This window comes from Nocardioides jejuensis, from assembly GCF_004337475.1.
Taxonomy (GTDB): domain Bacteria; phylum Actinomycetota; class Actinomycetes; order Propionibacteriales; family Nocardioidaceae; genus Nocardioides; species Nocardioides jejuensis.
Window position 1 is genome coordinate 1 of record NZ_SJZJ01000011.1, and the last position, 18857, is coordinate 18857.

Annotated in this window: 16 protein-coding genes; 3 read left to right on the forward strand and 13 right to left on the reverse strand. The window is 70.3% G+C overall.

Annotated elements, in window-relative coordinates; all coding sequences use genetic code 11:
* Window positions 1–132: 132 nt before the first annotated feature.
* From EPD65_RS07990 to EPD65_RS08000, 3 genes are read right to left on the reverse strand one after another with little or no spacing between them, the layout of a single operon-like run.
* Window positions 133–2760 carry an FtsX-like permease family protein gene (locus EPD65_RS07990; protein ID WP_131582940.1) on the reverse strand — a complete coding sequence of 876 codons (2628 nt, stop codon included), beginning with the start codon at window positions 2758–2760 and terminating at the stop codon, window positions 133–135.
* Window positions 2757–3482 (reverse strand): ABC transporter ATP-binding protein, encoded by a 726-nt coding sequence (locus EPD65_RS07995; RefSeq protein WP_131582942.1) that lies wholly within the window; start codon window positions 3480–3482, stop codon window positions 2757–2759. Before EPD65_RS07995 ends, EPD65_RS07990 begins: the two co-directional genes overlap by 4 nt.
* Window positions 3479–4057, reverse strand: coding sequence for a PadR family transcriptional regulator (locus tag EPD65_RS08000; RefSeq protein ID WP_131582944.1), 579 nt, complete (start codon window positions 4055–4057; stop codon window positions 3479–3481). Before EPD65_RS08000 ends, EPD65_RS07995 begins: the two co-directional genes overlap by 4 nt.
* 116 nt (window positions 4058–4173) lie before the next feature.
* On the opposite strand from EPD65_RS08000, the gene EPD65_RS08005 reads away from it, so the two are divergent.
* Window positions 4174–4695: a hypothetical protein gene (locus EPD65_RS08005; RefSeq protein WP_131582946.1), complete on the forward strand. Its 522-nt coding sequence runs from the start codon at window positions 4174–4176 to the stop codon at window positions 4693–4695.
* Window positions 4696–4836: 141 nt separating this feature from the next.
* Here EPD65_RS08005 and EPD65_RS08010 read toward each other — a convergent pair whose 3' ends face one another.
* From EPD65_RS08010 to EPD65_RS08025, 4 genes are all read right to left on the reverse strand, one after another.
* Window positions 4837–7014: a 3-hydroxyacyl-CoA dehydrogenase NAD-binding domain-containing protein gene (locus EPD65_RS08010; RefSeq protein ID WP_131582948.1), complete on the reverse strand. Its 2178-nt coding sequence runs from the start codon at window positions 7012–7014 to the stop codon at window positions 4837–4839.
* A 29-nt stretch (window positions 7015–7043) separates the two neighbouring features.
* Window positions 7044–8255 (reverse strand): acetyl-CoA C-acetyltransferase, encoded by a 1212-nt coding sequence (locus EPD65_RS08015; RefSeq protein WP_243640503.1) that lies wholly within the window; start codon window positions 8253–8255, stop codon window positions 7044–7046.
* Window positions 8256–8377: 122 nt separating this feature from the next.
* Window positions 8378–9982, reverse strand: coding sequence for an acyl-CoA carboxylase subunit beta (locus EPD65_RS08020; RefSeq protein ID WP_131582951.1), 1605 nt, complete (start codon window positions 9980–9982; stop codon window positions 8378–8380).
* Window positions 9982–10605: a TetR/AcrR family transcriptional regulator gene (locus EPD65_RS08025; protein ID WP_131582953.1), complete on the reverse strand. Its 624-nt coding sequence runs from the start codon at window positions 10603–10605 to the stop codon at window positions 9982–9984. Before EPD65_RS08025 ends, EPD65_RS08020 begins: the two co-directional genes overlap by 1 nt.
* A gap of 141 nt (window positions 10606–10746) precedes the next feature.
* Here EPD65_RS08025 and EPD65_RS08030 point away from each other — a divergent pair, with 141 nt between their 5' ends.
* Entirely contained in the window at window positions 10747–11202 is a 456-nt protein-coding gene (locus EPD65_RS08030) for a peroxiredoxin (RefSeq protein ID WP_131582955.1), read from the forward strand.
* Between the two features lie 12 nt (window positions 11203–11214).
* Here EPD65_RS08030 and EPD65_RS08035 read toward each other — a convergent pair whose 3' ends face one another.
* Genes EPD65_RS08035 through EPD65_RS08055 form a run of 5 tightly spaced genes read right to left on the reverse strand, consistent with a single transcriptional unit; the run spans window position 11215 to window position 17176 of the window.
* A complete protein-coding gene (locus tag EPD65_RS08035; RefSeq protein ID WP_131582957.1) occupies window positions 11215–11754 on the reverse strand; it encodes a DUF4334 domain-containing protein in 540 nt (179 codons plus the stop codon).
* A 13-nt stretch (window positions 11755–11767) separates the two neighbouring features.
* Entirely contained in the window at window positions 11768–13435 is a 1668-nt protein-coding gene (locus EPD65_RS08040; protein WP_131582959.1) for a GMC oxidoreductase, read from the reverse strand.
* A complete protein-coding gene (locus tag EPD65_RS08045; RefSeq protein ID WP_131582961.1) occupies window positions 13432–14883 on the reverse strand; it encodes a flavin-containing monooxygenase in 1452 nt (483 codons plus the stop codon). Before EPD65_RS08045 ends, EPD65_RS08040 begins: the two co-directional genes overlap by 4 nt.
* Window positions 14884–14897: 14 nt before the next feature.
* Window positions 14898–16367, reverse strand: a complete 1470-nt coding sequence (locus EPD65_RS08050) for an aldehyde dehydrogenase family protein (RefSeq protein WP_131582963.1) — start codon at window positions 16365–16367, stop codon at window positions 14898–14900.
* On the reverse strand, window positions 16364–17176 hold the full coding sequence (locus EPD65_RS08055) for an alpha/beta fold hydrolase (RefSeq protein WP_207891463.1): 813 nt from the start codon (window positions 17174–17176) through the stop codon (window positions 16364–16366). The genes EPD65_RS08050 and EPD65_RS08055 overlap by 4 nt, the downstream gene beginning before the upstream one ends.
* Before the next feature lie 91 nt (window positions 17177–17267).
* On the opposite strand from EPD65_RS08055, the gene EPD65_RS08060 reads away from it, so the two are divergent.
* Window positions 17268–18302: an AraC family transcriptional regulator gene (locus tag EPD65_RS08060; protein WP_131582965.1), complete on the forward strand. Its 1035-nt coding sequence runs from the start codon at window positions 17268–17270 to the stop codon at window positions 18300–18302.
* Here the strand turns inward: EPD65_RS08060 and EPD65_RS08065 are convergent.
* Complete coding sequence (locus EPD65_RS08065) at window positions 18283–18831, reverse strand: TIGR03086 family metal-binding protein (RefSeq protein ID WP_131582967.1); 549 nt, start codon at window positions 18829–18831, stop codon at window positions 18283–18285. The two genes, EPD65_RS08060 and EPD65_RS08065, sit on opposite strands and share 20 nt — an antisense overlap.
* Window positions 18832–18857 lie beyond the last annotated feature (26 nt).

An 18857-nucleotide genomic window follows, 5' to 3' on the forward strand; every position in this document is an offset into this window, starting at 1 on the left:
GTGCCAATGGTTGACACACGAGCGCACCAACCCTGACCCCAGCCCGACGGAATACGGCGCGGGCGAGGCCCTCCCCCGAGGAGCCCCGCCCGCGCCGTCGTTCCTGCCCCCGCTGGTCCGGGTACGACGCGATCAGTCGATGCGCGCCACCAGCGGGAGCCGCGACCGGGCAAACAACCCGACCGCGAGTGCGAGGAGAACCGGTACGCCGACCGCGATCTCCGCGAGCAGCAGCCACGGGATGTCGATCGTGTGGGCATTAAGGGCCTGACCGGGCTGGTACGTGACGCCTTCGTAGTAGAAGTCGTGGTCGGTCAATGGCCACGTCGCCGCGATGCCGGGCACCGCCCCGACGATCACGCCCAGGACCGCACCGATGCCACCGATGACGAAGGCAATGCCCATCGCCACGGCACGACTGGTCCGGGGCGCAGCACCCACGGCAGACAGCGTTGCCAGATCCGGGCCGGCGTCAGCGAGCGCCAGCACCGTCGCGGTCAAGGTTCCGCCGACCATCAGCAGGGCTCCGACGGCCGTCAGGACCATCATCACGATCGCGTACGACGGATCGGGCTGCCAGCCGCGCTCGACGTAGACGGACGCCGATTCGCTGACGTCGGTGACCGCAGCGTCGAGCGACTTCTCCTCAGCCCTGCTCACGTCGCGAGCAATCACCATGCCTGCCGGGACGACCTTCAGCCCCAGCTTCGCCGCGGTCCGGTCGCCGATCACGAGATTCGCAGCGGGATAGGCAGACGTCGTCACCGGGAGCGCCGGCATGGTCACACGAGCCTTGGCCCGGGCCCCGCCTTCGGGATCATCCTGGTCACCGACGTGCACCGTGACCGTCGCAGTGTGGGCGGAGGGGACGTGCTGACCGAGGACGATCGCGCCGCCCCGGGCCAGCACCTTTGCTGCAGCCGTCCGTGACGACGCGGGCAGCTCGTCGTACATCTCGTCGACGCTGGAAACCACCTGGACCGCCTGCGAGAACGGGCCGTGCGACTCACCCCAGTAGTCCGACCCGCCCACCTTCATCGTGATGTCCTGGTAGGGGGCGGTGCCGTCCGACTCGGCCGGCCCACGGACGACCCGCGCGTCCGGAGCAATCGACGTCACCGCGGCGATGACGTCCTCCCGCGAGGCTGCGGCCTCCCCGGGCCCGTACGACATGTCGCTGAAGAGGTAGACGACGCCGTGCCCCATGGGCGCCTGCGTCTGGTACTCCTTCTCGCCTGCCGCCTGATCACTCGAGTTGGCGATGCCCAGCGCGACCACTCCGGCGACCGTGGCCATCACCGCACCGATCGCGGGCACGGTCCGCGTCCGGTGACGCAGCCCGTCGCGCACCGCGTAGCGGACCACGAGCGGCGCTCGCCCGGTCAACCGGGCGACGATCCGCAGGAGAAGCGGCATCAGGGCAACCGCACCCAGGACCGTCGAAACGGCACCGAAACCGATCCAGATCTCGCCCGTGCCCGTGTCTCCCTCGACTCCCACAGCCGTGAGCAGGACGCCAAGCGCACCAAGCACGATGCCGAGCAGCGGCGAGAAGCGGGCCGGCGCGGGGTCTCCGCGACGACCAGTCAGCACGCGGACGACGTCCTGTCGCGAGGCGATCCAGGCCGGGACCAGCGCTGCCAGGACAGCGCTCACCAACCCGAACACCGCCACACCCGCGACTTGCCACCAGATCACATGGAAGTCACCGAAGTACTCATCGACACGGGCCTGGATGATCGGCACAGCGGCCCATCCGGCCGCGATGCCGAGGCCGACGCCGATCAGGGCACCGAGGACTCCGATCACGACGGCGGTGGCGAGCACCGCCGAGCGGACCTGCCGCGGGGTGCCTCCGCTGGCGGCAACGAGGGCGAGCTCGCGCTGGCGGCGACGGGCACTGACCGCGAACGCGGGACCGGCGAGCAGCACGACCTCCGTGATCGCCATGACGACAATCAGCACGACGACCGCGAAGTCACTGGCGGAGATGTACATCCGGTCAGCCCACAACTGCTCCTGGCGCGTATCTGCGGCGATGTCCCGGGCGCGCAGCCCGTCGAGACGTTCATTTGCGATCTCACCCGAGCCCGCCCGGGCGAAGACGAAGACGTCGTGGACCGCCCCCGCAGCGTGCGGGTCGGCGATGAGTCCACCCGGCAGGCTCCAGGCCCGCACGCCGGACTTGCTGGAACCGTCCTCGACGACTCCGACGACGTCGAGCGTGTGACCGTCGCGGACCGCGAGCTTCTCGCCGAGACCCGGACCCGCGTCAGCGAGGTGCCCGTTGACGACGACCTCGGTGGCGACCCGCGGCAGCCGCCCGTCGATCAACCGGTAGGTCCCCGTGGCCAGCGGACTGCGGAGGTCCGTCTCGACCGCGTCGACGCGCGCAGCGCCATCGTCGGTCGTCACCCGGACGTTGCCGAGCAGACGCCGCGCGGTGAGAGCGTCCGGACCGACCGCGGCCTGCACGGTGGCCTGCAACGTGTCGACCACGTCGACCACCTTGGGCGCGGTGACGGTGCTGTCGCCGTCGTCGTACCCATAGGTGTTGCCGACTGCCACGCGAACGTCCGCCGTGCCCCACTCGCGATCGATCGACAGCGCCGGCGACACTCCTGCCGTCGCGATCACCGTCGACGCCGCAGAGACACCCAGCACCGGCAGCAGGATCATCAGGAACACCACGGTCGTGCGGCCCTTGTTGCGCCACAGGTCCCGCCAGGCCAGCCGCAGCAGCGGCGTGAACCCCGTCATCGCGCGGCCTCCGCGTCGAGCAGGTCCTCGGGGCCGCGGGCGCGGCCCGACTCGTCGACGACGAGACCGTCCCGTAGGAAGACGACGCGGTCGGCCCAAGCGGCGTGACGCGGGTCGTGGGTGACGAGGAGGCCGGCGGCGCCGGCGTCCACGCGAGCGCGCAGCAGCTTGAGCACCTCTTCACCCGTGGCGGTGTCGAGGGCGCCGGTCGGCTCGTCGGCGAGGATCAGCCGGCGCTGGCCGACGATGGCGCGCGCGATCGCGACCCGCTGCTGCTGGCCACCCGACATGTCGTCCGGGTAGCGGTCTGCGGCGGATGTCAGGCCGACCTCGTCGAGCGCGACCAGCGCGGCGTCGCGGGCACGGCCGCGCTTCCAGCCGTCGAGCTCGAGCGGCAGCGCGACGTTCTCGGCGGCGGTGAGCGCCGGGATCAGGTTGAACGACTGGAAGACATAGCCCACCGACGTACGACGGAGGGCCGCACGCCGGCTCTGCGAGAGGCGCACCAGCGACGTGCCGTCGACGACGACGTCACCCGTCGAGGGGGTGTCGAGGCCACCGGCCAGGTTGAGCAGCGTCGACTTGCCCGAGCCGGAGGGGCCCATGACCGCGACGAGCTCGCCCTGCGAAGCCGTGACCGTGACGCCGCGCAGCGCGTGGACCTCGGCAGCGCCGGCGCCGTGGACCCGGGTGACATCGGCAAGGGTGAGGATGGGGTTCATCGGGCTGCCTCCTCGGCGACGGTGGAGCGGGTCGGGGCGGAGGAACGGCGGGCGAGCCGCGCCTCGCAGTGGTCGAGCCAGCGGATCTCCGCCTCGGCGTTGAAGATGAGCGAGTCGAGGACGAGGCTCCAGGCGAGGTCGGCAGGCTCGTCCGTGGCCGCACCGCGCTTGAGGCGCGTGTAGTCGTGCAGCGCGTTCATGGTCGCGGTGCGCTGGCGCTGGACCAGCGAGGCGACGTCGACGCCGGGGATCGTGACCGCGATGGCGAGCTTGATCGCCAGCTCGTCGCGCGGCGGCTCGCCGCGCCCCACCGGCTCGTCGAACCACGTGGCCACCTCGACGCGGCCGTCGGTGGTGATCGCGTAGCGACGCTTCGACCCGTCCTCGTCGGCCTCGCTGTCACCCGAGGCGGCCTCGATCATGCCGTCGCGCTCCAGGCGCGCCAGCGTCGTGTAGACCTGCCCGATGTTGAGCGGCCAGGTCGAACCCGTGCGGCCCTCGAACTCCGTGCGGAGCTGGTAGCCGTACATCGGACCCTGCTCCAGCAACGCGAGCAGTGCGTGTCGGACTGACATCTGTTTCCCCCTTCCGGAAACCCGGTGACTGCATACTAGGTATGCATACCGAGTATGTGTCAAGGATCTTCGGACATTCGGAGCGGGCTTTTCGTGGTCGTGGTTGACTCCCCGCCATGCGCCTCACCACCCCTGCCCTCGGCCTCGTCGTGGCCACCGCCGCCCTCGGACTGACTGCCTGCGGCGGCCCGGAGACGCCGTACACCGACACGGATCTCGCCGTTGCCGCGCTCGCGTCGGCGATGGCCCCCCAGCTGCCCGCCGACCAGGCGCACTGCACGGCGAAGTCGCTCGTGGACGCCCAGGGTGTCGACGCGCTCACCCGGGCCGGGGCCCTGACCAAGGACCACGTCGCGAAGCTGACCGACCCGTTCGACAAGGCGACCGCCACCGCGCTCGCCGATGCCACGATCGCGTGCTGGGACTGGCGCAAGAACACCGAGAGCTGGGCGTCGCGCTACCCGACGGCGGAGCCGAAGGCCTGGGACAAGTACGTCGCCTGCGCCTCGAAGCTCGACGACAAGCTGCACGCCGCCCTCGAGGCGAGCTACGACAAGGCCGGTACGGCGAAGCCGGCCGCCGCCCTGGCGAAGGCCCAGGACGCCTGCAAGAAGGTCCTCGGTACGCCGGTCGGCTGAGGCCCGCGAGACCCGGGTTTTCGCACGTCGAAACCCGGGTTTTTACGCGTCCAGTCGCGGGTTTCGGCACCAGAACCCGCGACTGAAGACGCCGAAACCCGGGTTTCGGCGGACCAAAACCCGGGTTTCGACGTGTGTGGATCAGGCGGGGAAGGACTCGCCGTTCTTCGCCATCTCGCGCAGCTTCGCCGTCGGGCGGAGCTGCTCGCCGTACTTGTCGGCCAGCTCGTCGGCGCGCTTGATGAACGCGTCGATGCCGTACGACCCGTCAGCGGCGTCGTAGCCGGTGATGAACTGCGCGGCACCACCGGTCATCGGCGGGAAGCCGATGCCGAAGATCGAGCCGATGTTCGCGTGGGCGGCGGACGTGACGACACCCTCCTCGAACGTCTTGGCCGTCTCGATGGCCTCGCGGAACATCATGCGGTCGCGCAGGTCCTGGAGCGGGTACTGCACCTCGGCGCGCGGGAAGAGCTCCGCGACGACCGACGAGATCGAGCCACGCTTGCCGTCGACGTAGTCGTAGAAACCCGCGCCCTTGAGCTTGGACGGACGACCGGCCTCGATCATCTTGTTGACGACCTGCTCGGTGACCGTGAGCTCCTCGATGCCGAGGGCGCTGCGGGTCGCCGTGGCGATCTTGACCATGAGCTCCATGTTGAGCTCGTCCGTGATCTGCAGCGGACCGACCGGGTAGCCGGCCGACGTCGCGGCGCGCTCGATCGAGTACGGCGCCTGGCCCTCGAGCAGGAGCGCGAGGCCCTCCTCGATCTGGGTGCCGATGACACGCGAGGTGTAGAAGCCGCGCGAGTCGTGCGCGATCATCGGGGTCTTCTTGATCAGCAGCGTGATGTCGTACGCCTGGGCGAGCGACTCGTCCGACGTCTCGCCACCGCGGATGATCTCGACCAGCGGCATCTTGTCGACCGGCGAGAAGAAGTGCAGGCCGATGAAGCGGGCCGCGTTGCCCTCGCCGTCGATGCCCTTGGCGAGCTCGGTGATCGGCAGGGTCGAGGTGTTGGAGCAGAGCAGGGCACCCGGCGCGAGGAACGGGATGACCTCGTTGAAGACCTTCTGCTTCAGCTCGACGTTCTCGAAGACCGCCTCGACGACCGTGTCGCAACCGGCAGCGTCGGCCGGGTCGATGGTCGGCGTGATCCGGTTGAGGATCTCGTCAGCCTTCTCCTGCGTGATCTTGCCGCGGGAGACGCCCTTCTCGTTCAGGGCGGCGGTGTAGGCCTTGCCCTTCTCGGCAGCCTCGATGGTGACGTCCTTGAGGACGACCTCGACGCCAGCGCGCGCCAGGACGTAGGCGATGCCCGCGCCCATCATGCCCGCGCCGAGGACGATCGCCTTCTGCGGGACGTACTTCTCGACGCCCGCCGGGCGCTCCTTGCCCGCGTTGATCGAGCCGAGGTCGAAGAAGAACGCCTGGATCATGTTCTTCGCCTGCTGGCTGGTGACCAGCGTGGTGAAGTAGCGACCCTCGATGCGCGACGCTGTCTCGAAGTCGACCTGGAGGCCCTCGGTGGCGGCGGCGAGGATCGCCTTCGGCGCACGGTAGTCGGCCTGCTTGATCTGCTTCTTCAGCATCGGGGCGAACGCCGGGAGCATGCCGGCGAGCGACGGGTGCGCCGGGGTGCCACCCGGGATCTTGTAGCCCGGCTTGTCCCACGGCTGCGCGATCTCGTCCGGGTTGGCCTTGATCCACGCCTTGGCGGCCGGGATCAGCTCGTCCTGGGTGGCGACGAGCTCGTCGACCAGGCCCTTGGCCTTGGCGGCCTCCGGCTTGAACTCGGTGCCCTGGCCCAGGATCTCCATGAGGGCGGTCGCGAGGCCGAACATGCGGACGGTGCGGGTCAGGCCGCCACCACCCGGCAGCAGGCCGAGCTTCACCTCGGGCAGGCCGATGGAGTACTTGCCGTCGACCGCGATGCGGTGGTTGGTGGCGAGGGCGATCTCGAGGCCACCGCCGAGCGCGGCGCCGTTGATGGCGGCGACGACCGGCTTCGGGAACGTCTCCAGCTTGCGCAGGACGGCCTTGAGGTCCTCGACCTCGGCGAACACCTCGGCGGCGTTCTCTTTGCGGGCCTGGAGGAGGAGCTTCAGGTCGCCACCGGCGAAGAAGGTCTTCTTGGCGGAGGCGACGACGACGCCGGTGACCTGGTCGGCCTCGGCGTACAGGCGCTCGACGGCGGCCTTCATGGACGCCTGGTAGAGCGCGTTCATGGTGTTGGCCGACTGGTTGGGGTCGTCCAGCGTCAGCGTGACGATGCCATCGGCGTCGATGTCGTAACGGACAGCGGTCTGCTCAGTCATGTCTCTTTCTTTCCTTCTCAGTCCGCTGCTCAGAGAGCTTCGACGATGGTCGCGATGCCCATGCCGGCGCCGATGCACAGCGTGGCGAGGCCGTAGCGCTTGCCCTGGCGCTTGAGCTCGTCGACGAGCGTGCCCAGGATGATGGCGCCGGTGGCACCCAGCGGGTGACCCATCGCCATGGCGCCACCGTTGACGTTGACGACGTCCTGGGTGATGCCCATGTCCTTGATGAAGCGGAGGGCGACGGCCGCGAAGGCCTCGTTGATCTCCCACAGGTCGATGTCGTCGACCGTCAGGCCGGCCTTCTCGAGCGCCTTGTACGCCGCCGGCGCGGGGCCGGTGAGCATGATGGTCGGCTCGGAGCCGATGACCGCGGTCGCAACGATGCGCGCCTTCGGGGTCAGGCCGTGCTTCTTGCCCGCCTCCTCGGAGCCGATCAGCATGAGCGAGGCACCGTCGACGACGCCGGAGCTGTTGCCGCCGTGGTGGACGTGGTTGATCTTCTCGAGCTCGGTGTACTTCGACAGCGCGACGTCGTCGAAGCCGGCGTCGACACCCATCGCGACGAACGACGGACGAAGGCCGCTCAGGCCCTCCACGGACGTGTCCGGGCGGATCGTCTCGTCCGTGTCGAGGATGACGAGACCGTTCTCGTCGCGGACCGGAACGACGCAGTCGTCGTAGTAGCCGTTGGCCCAGGCCTTGGCAGCACGCTGGTGGGACTGGGCGGCGAGCGCGTCGCAGTCCTCACGGGTGAAGCCCTCGAGGGTCGCGATCAGGTCGGCGGAGACACCCTGCGGGATGAAGTACGTGTCGAGCGACGTCTTCGGGTCCATGGCCCAGGCGCCACCGTTGGAGCCCATCGGCACGCGGCTCATCGCCTCGACGCCACCGGCGAGGATCAGGTCCTCCCAGCCGGAGCGGACGCGGGCGGCGGCCTGGTTGACGGCCTCGAGGGCGGAGGCACAGAAGCGGTCGATCTGGACGCCGGCGACCGTCTCGGCGAGGCCGGCCTTCACGGCGGCAACGCGCGCGATGTCGGAACCCTGGTCACCGATCGGGGTGACGCAGCCGAGGATGACGTCGTCGATGCCGGCGGTGTCGAGACCCTCGTTGCGCTCCTCGATCGCGTTCATGAGCGAGACGACGAGGTCGATCGACTTGACCTCGTGGAGCGAGCCGGTCTTCTTGCCTCGACCACGCGGCGTACGCACGTGGTCGTAGATGAATGCTTCAGCCATCAGGATTCCTCACAGAGCGAATTGGTACACCGTGTACCCGGTGATCATAACTGCAGGTCGGCACATGTCGTACCCGTGGTTCCGGTCACACGGATGAAGCCTCGGCGTCCGGACGGGAGCGGTCAACAGGGGGCGATGGTGCGGCGCTTGCCCGGCACCCGCGGCTCACGGCGCGGCACCGCGCGCGAGAACGTCTCGATCAGCAGCCTCCGCGTCTGGCTCGGCAGCACGACGTCATCGATGCCGAAGCCGTCGGCACCCAGCAGCGGGTCGATGTTGGCCCGCATCAGCTCGATGAACTCGGCCCGCTTCTTCTCCGGCTCCGGGTCGTCGAGATAGACCGACTTGAACGCGATGTCGACCGCACTCTCGACCGGGATCGCGCACAGCTCAGCGGTCGGCCAGGCCAGGCTCAGGTCGGCGTCGATGCTCCGGCCGCCACCCATCACGACGTACGCCGCGCCGTACGCCTTGCGGGTGGTGATCACGACACGAGGGACGGTGGCGTTGGCCAGCTCGAACGCGATCCGCGCGCTGCGGCGGACCAGGCGGCTCTCCTCGGCGGCGGTGCCGACCTGGAAGCCGGGCATGTCGATGAGGACGACGACCGGCAGGCCGAACGTGTCGCAGACGGCCACGAAGCCGCCGAGCTTCTCCGACGCCGGACCGTCGATCGCTCCACCGAAGACCTGCGGCTGGTTGGCGACGATGCCCACCGGCCGGCCGGCGAGGCGGACGAACGCGCACACCATGTTGGGCGCATAGCCGGGCTTGATCTCGAAGACGCTCTCGTCGTCGGCGAGCCCCTCGATGACGTCGCGGACGTCGTACGCCTGGCGCATGTTGGCCGGGACCAGGCTGTCGAGCCGGTCGGCGAAGTGCCCCGGACCGGCGGTGCGGTCGCCGACGTTCTGGGCGCCGTCCTGCCAGGACGGGAGGTAGGAGAGGTAGAGCCGGATCGCGTCGAGCGCCTCGTGCTCGTCGTCGACGGCGAGGTCCACGACGCCGCGACGGGCGCAGTTGTCGGCGCCGCCGAGCTCCTCGTTGGTGGCGTCCTCGCCGGTGCCGTTCTTCACCAGGAAGTCGCTGCTCAGCCCCATCGTGCCCATGCCGCGGACGATCACGACGAAGTCGCAGCACGCCGCCAGGTTGCCCGGTGCACCGAAGCCCGGGCCGAGCATCGCGGAGACCAGCGGCACGTAGCCGGAGAGGTCGCACATCTTCATCAGCAGCTCGGATCCCGGGGCTGCGAGCCGCGAGTCGAGCGCCTCCTGCATGCGGTGACCACCGCCGTCGTGCAGCAGCACCATGGGGATCCGGTCGTGCAGCGCGCGGTCGGCGATGCGCATCACCTTCGCCATGCCGACCGCGCCGTTGCTGCCACCGAGCACCGTGAAGTCGAACGCCGCAATCGCGACCGGCCGGCCGTCGACGTACCCGATGCCGGTGACGACGCCGTCCGCCGGCGCGACCAGTGGCGCGGCTCCGTTGTTGGAGGGGCCCGGGCCGGCCAGGCCCCCGAACTCGATGAACTCCTCGCCAGCGAGGTAGGCGATCCGCTCCCGCGCGGTCAGCTTGCCGCGTGCGTGCTGCTTCGCGACCTTGTCGGCGCGCGCGTCGTCGAGGAGCGCGGCGCGGGCCGTCTCGACGCGAGCGACGAGGACCTGCTCCGCGGTCAGCCCGACCGTCTCGGGACCGGCGGTCGGGGTGACGATGTCGGTGGTCATCAGTGCTCCTCGGGAGTGATGGCAGTGAGAGTGGTCAGCAGGAGCGGCTTGAGCGAGCGCCACTCGGCGTCGAGGTCGGCATCGACGTACAGCGCACGGCGCATGGCCAGGCCGCGCATCGTCGCGACGGCATACCGGCCCGCAAGGGCGCCAGCGGGCGTCGCGAGCTCGGGAGCGATCGAGGCAGCCAGCGCGACACCCTCGCGATCGATGCGCTCCTCGACGGTGAGGAGGTGCTCGCGGAGCTCGGGATTGGTCCGGGCGGCAACCCACAGCTCGAGCGCCACCACGAATGTCGGGCCGGCGTAGAACTGCCACACGACGTCGAGCGCCGCTTCGGCTCCGCGACGCGGCTCGCGCTCGAGATCGGCCCGGGCATCGGCGATCCGACGGGCAGCGAGAGCATCGACCGCTGCCGCGACGAGGGCGGCCTTCGTGCCGAACTGGTGAAGATGCGTGCCGACCGTGCGCCCGGCCCGCTTGCACACGTCCGCGACCGTCAGTCCGGCGAACCCGGACTCGTCGAGCACCTCAAGCGCGGCATTCAGCAACTCCAGTCGACTTGCGGCGGTGCGCTCGGCCTGGCTGCGACCCACGGCCCGCGGTGGGCTCTCCGTCGTCATGCGTCGACGCTAGCACTCTTACGTTATGGACGTAACGCAAATGGCGGATGGTTTTTGGCCCCGGGGCGTCGGCTGCGGCCAGGCCCGGAGGTCTGGCGCAGCGGGTGGCGCCGTAGGCTCGACAGCACCGGAAGGAGCACCATGCGCAAGGACCAGACCGCCCCCGACTTCGAGCTGCCCGACCAGGACGGGAAGCCCTGGCGACTCTCGGAGGCACTTGCCGACGGCCCCGTGGCGCTCTTCTTCTACCCGGCCGCCAACACGCCGATCTGCACGAAGCAGGCCTGCCACTTCCGCAACCTGTCCGCGGAGTTCGCGGCTGCCGGAGTCCAGCGCGTCGGGATCAGCCGCGACCAGATCGGCGTCCAGGCCGGCTTCAGCGCGCGGTTCGACCTCGACTACCCGCTCCTCGCGGACGTCGACGGCGCGGTGGCCTCTGCGTACGGCGTCCGGCGAGCGCTCGGCGGCATCGTCCTGCCGACGAAGCGGTGGACGTTCGCGATCGCCCAGGACGGGCGGATCGCCGACGTCATCAGCAGCGAGCTCAACGCCACGGTCCACGCGGACCGGGCGCTCGCCGCCCTCAGCCAGGCCTGACCCCGGCGCCGGTCAGGCGTCCCGCTCGAGCACGAAGAAGTACGGCGCGGGGTGCTCGCGGTAGTCCATGACGCCGAGCAGGGTGTCCGCGTCGACCCGACGGAAGACGTCGATGATCGGCAGGTCGTCGTAGACCATCGCGGCCGACACGACGCCCCGGTGCTCGACGTTGCGCAGGCGCGCGCCGTGGCGTCGGGTGCGGAGCAGCGGACGCATGCGCCCGCTGATCGGCTTCGCCCGCTCCACGAGCGACGGCGGCACCCTGCCGGCGAGCCCCAGCGGCATGCGCCGCGGGCTCACGGGATAGATCGCGCCCGACGCCGTCCGGAAGAGCAGCGGGTGCACGTGGTCGATGTCGTCGAACTGCTTGCCGTACCAGCCCGAGGGCTCGAGGAGCCCGTCGAGCGGGTGGCCGGTCGCGATCTCCCAACCGTGCCAGCGGCCCGTGATCGCGGCCGCGTCGACCGCCGCGAGCGAGTCGAAGAAGGCCAGCGCGTCAGCGGCATCAGCGCGTACGCCGAGCTCGCGCAGTGTCGTCAGGGGATTCGTCATCAGGCGGCGCCTCTCAGGCGGGAAGGCGGAGTGCGCCGGGCGCGGATGCCGGGACCGCCGGCTGGTGCGGCGCGACGGCACCGATCCGCGAGTACGCCGCCCCGAGCGCGGGCCGCGGGTCGGCCTCGCCCTTGTTGGGCCAGAAGGACATCGCCCGCTCGGCCTGGGCGGTGATGGTGAGCGACGGGTTCACCCCGAGGTTGGCGGTGATCGCCGAGCCGTCGGCGATGTGCAGGCCGGGGTGGCCGTAGATCCGCTGCCAGGGGTCGATCACGCCGGTGGCCGCGGAGTCACCGATCGTGCAGCCGCCGATGTAGTGGGCGGTCGCCGGGATGTTGAAGATGTCGGTGACGATGTTGCCGGTGTCGGCGTCCGCGTGCGCGGCGTACTGCCGGGCCACGTCGTGAGCCACCGGGATCCAGTCGGGGTTCGGCTCCCCCGTGCCCTGCTTCGTCTTGAGCAGCCCTCGCTTCAGGTAGGAGGTGAGCGAGTTGTCGAGCGACTGCATCACCAGCAGGATCACCGACCGCTCCGAGGCCCGCCGCACGCTGAGCGAGCGGGCGAACATCAGCGGGTGCAGCACCATCGTCAGCAGGAACCTGAGGAAGCGGAACGCGCCGCCGTCCACCATCGGCACGGTCTGGAGGAAGAGCGAGTTCTGGCCCTTGCCGTAGGTGCAGACCTCGACGTGGGTCTGCGGCTCGGGATGGATCGAGGACGTGATCGCCACGCCCTGGGCGAAGTCGTGGCGGCTCTGGCTCTGCACGCCGATGATCGCCTCGGAGTTGGAGCGGGTCAGCTCGCCGAGGCGGTCGGAGAGACCGGGCAGCGTGCCGTCGTCCTTGAGCTTGTGGAGCAGCTTCTGGGTGCCGAGGGCGGCGGCCGCGAAGACCACCTGGTCGGCCGTGAAGGTGCGGCGTCCCTTGCGGAGCTTGCCGTTGGAGCGCTCGGTCTCGACGACGTACCCGCCCGTGCCGTCCTCCGCGACGGAGGTGACCGTGGTCAGCGGGTGCACCTCGGCGCCGTTCTTCTCGGCGAGGTGGAGGTAGTTGAGCGTGGTGGTGTTCTTCGCGTTGTGCTTGCAGCCGGTGAAGCACTCCGAGCAGTGGATGCAGCCCGCGCGCCGCGGCCCGGCGCCACCGAAGTAGGGGTCGTCGACCTCCACGCCTTCGTTGCCCTCGTTGAAGAAGACGCCGACGTTGGTCTTGTGGAAGGTGTCCGCGACACCGCGGTCACGGGCGACCTGCAGCAGCAGCTCGTCCTTGGGCCCCATCCGCGGGTTCTCGACCACGCCGAGCATCCGCTTCGCCTGGTCGTAGTGCGGCGCGAGCTCGTCGGCCCAGTCGGTGATGTGCTGCCAGGCCGGGTCGCGGTAGAAGTCCGGCAGCGGCTCGTAGAGCGTGTTGCCGTAGATCAGCGACCCGCCACCGACGCCGGCGCCGCTGAAGACGAGGCACTTGCCGAGCGCGCTGATCCGCTGCGGGCCGGTCAGGCCCAGGCGGGGTGCCCAGATCGACTTGCGGATGTTCCAGTTGGTCTTCGGGAAGTCCCCGGCGTCCCAGCGTCGCCCTGCCTCGAGTACGCCGACCCGGTACCCCTTCTCGGTCAGGCGCAGCGCCGTGACGCTGCCGCCAAACCCGGACCCGATGACGAGGACGTCGTAGTCACGGGAAGCACTCATCGCGACACCGCCTCGTAGTCCGCCGCGCGGAACTTCGCGCGGGCCTTGTACTGCGCCCCCAGCCAGGGCCAGTTGGTCGTGATCCGGCCGTCGGCCTGGCGGTACCAGGACGTGCACTGGCTCCAGACCGAGCCGCCGAGCTCGGCCTGCACCGCGTCGTCGTACGCCTGCTCGACGTCGGCGCGCACCTCGAGCGGGGCGCCTGCCTCGACGAGGTGCTCGACGTAGTCGCCGAGGTACTTCGCCTGCGCCTCGAGGAAGTAGATGATCGAGCCGCCTCCGGTGTTGGTGTTGGGGCCGTACATCACGAAGAGGTTCGGGAAGTTCGGCACGGTCATGCCGTAGTAGGCGTGCGCACCCTGCTTCCACTCCTCCGCCAGCGGCAGCCCACCTGCGCCGGTGATCTCCATCGGCGCGAGGAACTCCGTCGCCTTGAACCCGGTGCCCCAGACGATCACGTCGCAGGGGTGCTCGGCGCCGTCAGCCGTGACCACACCGGTCGGGGTGATCGAGGAGATCCGGTCGGTGACCACGTCGACGTTCGGCTGGGCGAGCGCGGGCAGGTAGTTGTTGGAGAACAGGATCCGCTTGCAGCCGACCGGATAGTCCGGCCAGACCTTCTCGAAGAGACCGGGCTTCGCCTTGGTCTGCCGCTTCATGTGCGACCGCGAGAGGGCCCGGATGCCGCGCGCGAGCGGCTTCGAGTAGACCCACGCGATGCTCAGGCTCTCCACCACGGAGTACCAGGTGGCGCGCTCGGCCAGCTCGGTCACCGGCACCTTCTCGAAGACCTTGTGGTGCAGCGGCGAGAACTTCTTGTCCATGCGCGGCACGATGTGCGGAGGCGTGCGCTGGAACAGGTCGAGGTGCGCGACCTCCTGCTGCAGCTCCGGCACGAACTGGATCGCGCTCGCGCCGGTGCCGATCACCGCGACCCGCTTGCCGGCCAGGTCGACATCGTGGTCCCAGAGTGCCGAGTGGAACGCCGGCCCCGCGAACGTGTCGCGGCCCGGGATGTCGGCGTACGCCGGACGGCTGAGCTGGCCGACCGCGGAGACAAGGACGTCGACGACGAGCTCCTCACCACCGGCCAGCGCGACGGTCCAGGTGCCGGTGGCGTCGTCGTACGCCGCCCCGGTGACCTCGGCGTTCAACCGGATGTGCCGGCGCACGTCGTACTTGTCGACGACGCCGTGGATGTAGTCGAGGATCGCGGGCTGGCGGGAGAAGCGGTGCGGCCAGCGCGGGTTCGGCTCGAACGAGTAGGAGTAGAACGGCGACGGGACGTCACAGGCGGCACCCGGGTAGGTGTTCTCGCGCCAGACGCCGCCGACGTCGCTGCCCTTCTCGAGCATGACGATGTCGTGGAAGCCGCGCTTCTTGAGCTCGATGACGGCAGCGATGCCGCCGAAGCCGGTGCCGATGACGGCGATGCGGGGAGTGCTCATGATCTCGTCCTTCGTCAGCGTCCGTGGAGCCAGCCGAGCAGGCGGGGCAGGAACCGGTTGAGCCAGCCGGCGCGGCCGAAGCTGAGCAGCCGGACACCCGGGATGGGGTACTTCTGGGTCGCGACCGCGCGGGTGCGGGTGAACTCGCGCAGCCCCTCCGGCCCGTGGATCCGGCCGAACCCGCTCTGGCCGCGGCCACCGAGCGGCAGGGCCGCCATGCCGGCGAAGCCAAGCACCGAGTTGACCGAGATCTGGCTGGTGTCGAGCTGCTCGACGATCTCCGCGGCGTGACCGCGCGAGAAGACCGCACCCGCCAGGCCGAAGGGGACGTCGTTCGCGAGCTTCACCGCCTCGTCGAGCGAGTCCACCGTCGTCACCGTGAGCGTCGGCCCGAAGGTCTCCTCCTGGATCGCCGACGAGCTGTGCGCCGGGTCGAGGATGACCACTGGGGCGATGTAGCGCTCCCCGATGCTCTCCGGGCCACCGACCACGGCGGTGCCGCCGCTGGCGATCGCGTCCTCGACGTGCCGGCGGACGATGCCGATCTGGCTCGGCATGGTCATCGGCCCGTACGACGCCTTCGGCCCGCTGCCCGGCGCGATGCCCGAGACCGCCGTGGTGAGCTCGGCGAGGAACTCGTCGCGGACGCCCGCCTCGACGTACACGCGCTCGATGCCGACGCAGGTCTGGCCGCTGTTGGCCATCGCACCGAAGGCGATGGCGTCGGCTGCTGCCTTGATGTCCGCGTCGGCGGCCACGATCGCGGCGTCCTTGCCACCGAGCTCCATGACGACCGGGACGAGCGTCTCGGCGCAGGCCGCCATCACCTTGCTGCCGGTCGCGGCCGATCCGGTGAACGCCAGCTTGTCGACGCCGGCGCGGCACAGCGCGGCACCCGTCTCGCCGTACCCGGTGATGAGGGAGAGAACGCCGACGGGGGCCTCGGGATTGGCGGCGGCGAACGCCTCGACGTACCACCGGCCGATCGCCGGGGTGTGCTCGCTCGGCTTGAAGACGACGGTGTTGCCTGCGGCCAGGGCGGTGGCGATGGAGCCGTTGGGCGTGAAGATCGGGTAGTTCCAGGGGCCGATCACGCCGACGACGCCGAACGGCACGTGCTCCACGCGAGCGGAGAAGTTGGCCAGCAGGAAACCGGGCTTCCGCTTCTCGGGGGCGAGCACCTTGCCGGCCTTCTTCGCGTTCCAGTCGATGTGCTCGATGGCGAGCATCAGCTCGAGAGTGGCGTCGATGCGCGGCTTGCCGTTCTCACGGTGCATGAGCTCGACCAGCTCGCCACGGTGGCGGACGATGTGCCGCTTCCAGGCGAGCAGCGCCGTGCGGCGACCGTCGTAGCCCTGGGCGCGCCACCAGACCGCGGCCTCGCGTGCCTGGGCGACGATCGCGCGCACCTGCTCGTCGGTGTGGACGGGCAGGACGGCGACCACCTCGTCGGTGGCCGGGTTCGTGCTGACCAGCTCTGTCATGACTTCTCCTGCACGCGGGCGACGGTGTCGATGACCACCTCGGCGCAGAGCGCCGGGTCGTCGTTGAAGGGAAGGTGCCCGCAACCGGGCAGGTCGACGTGGGTGGCGAACGGCAGTGCCGCCCGGGCACGGGCGCTCTGCGTGCGGTGAGTCAGAAGCACGTCGCGCGTGCCCCAGGCGACCGTCACCGGGATGTCGCGCAGCCCGCCGAGGTCGATGCCCGGCCGCACCGTGTAGCCGGCGAACGCCGCGCGGGCTGCCGCGAACGCCGTCGCGTCGCGCAGCCCGGCGACATCGGCACGCGCCGTGTCGGGGTCGACCCGGGTCGGGTGTCCGAAGAACGGCGCGAGCAGCGCAGCGCGGCCGGGCTTCGTCTCGACGGCCCGCTCCAGCACGGGCGCGGCGACGGTGGACGCGCCGCGCATCGCGGTCAGCAGGCCCTGGGTCCAGCGGAGGCCCGGCGCCCGCCAGAAGCCGATCGGCGAGAACGCCGTGACGCTGGCGACGACGCCCTGGCGACCCAGCTCGAGGCCGATGCCGCCACCCATCGAGTTGCCGACGAGGTGGGGGCGCTCGATGCCCTCGGCCGCCAGCCACGACGCCAGCCAGGCGGCGTACCCGTAGGGGCCGGGGGCGACGCCGTCGACAGGAGGCGTCGCGCCGAAGCCGGGCAGGTCGATCGCGATGACCTCGCGGTTGTCGCGGGCCAGCCGGTCGAGGATCGGCTCGAAGACCTGCCAGCGACTGCCGATGCCGTGCACGAGGACGACCGGCGCGCCCGTGCCGGCGCGGAAGTGGGAGATGCTCACGCTGCCATTAGAGCGGTCCGGACCCGATGACGACCATCACAACTGACGCCGAATTCTTTCGACTTTCCGCCACCGGTGACAGGATACCGACGTGCCAGCAGAACTCCCCCGATCCTCCGCGGGCGCCGCCGCGCTGGTCGAGCTCGGCGCGGAGTACGACGTGCCCGCCGCCCGTCTCCTCGCAGGGACCGGGCTCACGGTCGAGGTCCTCGCCGATCCCACGGGCGAGATCAGCCCGGCCGCGGAACTGGCCCTGATCCGCAACCTGCTCGCCGCGTGCGGCGACGTGCCCGGCCTCGGACTCATCGCGGGCAGCCGGTACCACGTGGGCCGCTTCGGTATCTGGGGCTTCGCCCTGCTGACCAGTCCGACCATCCGCGCCGCGATGGGCATCGCGGTGCGCTTCTTCGAGCTGAGCTACACGTTCTCGGAGATCAGGCTCGGCGACTCGGCCGACGGGACCAGCCTGGAGTTCGACGACTCCCGGGTACCCGGCGACGTGCGGGCCTTCCTGATCGAGCGCGACATCGCGTCCGCGCTGCGGATCCAGCAGGACATCCTGGCCGAGCCGCTGCCCCTGGTGCGGGTCGAGCTGGCCATCCCCGAGCCGCCCGATGCCGACCTCTACACCCGGGCACTCGGCGTACGCCCTGAGTTTGGCGCCGAGCGCAACCTGGTCGTCGTCCCGACCGAGCTGCTCGACCGGGCCCTCCCCCAGGCGAACCCGCTGGTCACCGCGGCCACCCAGGAGCAGTGCGCGGCGCTGCTCCGCACCCGGCATGAGCGTGTGGGCGTGGCAGGCCAGGTGCGCCAGGTGCTGCTCTCCAACCCGCCGGGCGCCATCCAGCAGGAGGGGGCGGCGACAGCGCTCCGCCTCAGCTCACGCACCCTGCACCGCCGGCTGGCCGAGGAAGGCACCACCTTCCGCGAGCTGGCGACGGAGACGACCGTCCTGCTCGCCCAGGAGATGCTCGGCGCCGGACTCACGGTCGACGACGTCGCGTCCCGCGTGGGCTACGGCAGCGCGCCGGCGTTCACCGTGGCGTTCAAGAAGGCGACCGGCACGACGCCGGGCGCGTGGGCGCGGTCGATGCGTCGACGGCCACTCACACCTGTCGACCGATGAAGGCGAGCAGCCTGGTCTGAGCGTTGGCGTCCTCAGCCACGGGCTGGCGCGGGCCGTAGTGCCCGCTCGACCGCAGCGCGTCGTCCCACGGCTCCATGCCAGCGAGCATGTGTGCGCAGCGGGTCTCGTCGAGGGTCTCGTCCTGACCCGTCGCGCGGGCCAGGTCCCACGTGTGCAGGAAGACGTCACTGGTGAAGAACTGGTCGATGGCGCGGTCCAGCGGATGCGTGCCCGGAGGTCCCGTGTAGGTCTTCGTCGCCGTGGCGGGGTCGTCGAGCAGCGCCTGGACCAGGCTGGCGAAGGTGTCCCATGCGAGGACCGGGTCCTCGTCCACGCTCGGCACCGAGCCGAGCTCGACGCCCGCTCCGTGCTGCAGGAACGCCGGCAGCCACTCGACCAGATGACGTACGACGTCGCGCGCGACCCACCCCTCGCACGGCGCCGGGTCGTCCCAACGCTCGGCGGGTGCGCCGTGCACGCGCGCAGCGAAGGCCGCGTTGGTCTGGCGGAACGAGTCGGCAGCGCTCATGCTCCGCAGCGTACGTCGTGGATGAT

Excerpts from the sequence above, each read along its gene's own strand:
- EPD65_RS07990 (WP_131582940.1), bottom strand. The coding sequence starts at position 2,760 with ATGACGGGGTTCACGCCGCTGCTGCGGCTGGCCTGGCGGGACCTGTGG.
- EPD65_RS07995 (WP_131582942.1), bottom strand. The coding sequence starts at position 3,482 with ATGAACCCCATCCTCACCCTTGCCGATGTCACCCGGGTCCACGGCGCC.
- EPD65_RS08000 (WP_131582944.1), bottom strand. The coding sequence starts at position 4,057 with ATGTCAGTCCGACACGCACTGCTCGCGTTGCTGGAGCAGGGTCCGATG.
- EPD65_RS08005 (WP_131582946.1), top strand. The coding sequence starts at position 4,174 with ATGCGCCTCACCACCCCTGCCCTCGGCCTCGTCGTGGCCACCGCCGCC.
- EPD65_RS08010 (WP_131582948.1), bottom strand. The coding sequence starts at position 7,014 with ATGACTGAGCAGACCGCTGTCCGTTACGACATCGACGCCGATGGCATC.
- EPD65_RS08015 (WP_243640503.1), bottom strand. The coding sequence starts at position 8,255 with ATGGCTGAAGCATTCATCTACGACCACGTGCGTACGCCGCGTGGTCGA.
- EPD65_RS08020 (WP_131582951.1), bottom strand. The coding sequence starts at position 9,982 with ATGACCACCGACATCGTCACCCCGACCGCCGGTCCCGAGACGGTCGGG.
- EPD65_RS08025 (WP_131582953.1), bottom strand. The coding sequence starts at position 10,605 with ATGACGACGGAGAGCCCACCGCGGGCCGTGGGTCGCAGCCAGGCCGAG.
- EPD65_RS08030 (WP_131582955.1), top strand. The coding sequence starts at position 10,747 with ATGCGCAAGGACCAGACCGCCCCCGACTTCGAGCTGCCCGACCAGGAC.
- EPD65_RS08035 (WP_131582957.1), bottom strand. The coding sequence starts at position 11,754 with ATGACGAATCCCCTGACGACACTGCGCGAGCTCGGCGTACGCGCTGAT.
- EPD65_RS08040 (WP_131582959.1), bottom strand. The coding sequence starts at position 13,435 with ATGAGTGCTTCCCGTGACTACGACGTCCTCGTCATCGGGTCCGGGTTT.
- EPD65_RS08045 (WP_131582961.1), bottom strand. The coding sequence starts at position 14,883 with ATGAGCACTCCCCGCATCGCCGTCATCGGCACCGGCTTCGGCGGCATC.
- EPD65_RS08050 (WP_131582963.1), bottom strand. The coding sequence starts at position 16,367 with ATGACAGAGCTGGTCAGCACGAACCCGGCCACCGACGAGGTGGTCGCC.
- EPD65_RS08065 (WP_131582967.1), bottom strand. The coding sequence starts at position 18,831 with ATGAGCGCTGCCGACTCGTTCCGCCAGACCAACGCGGCCTTCGCTGCG.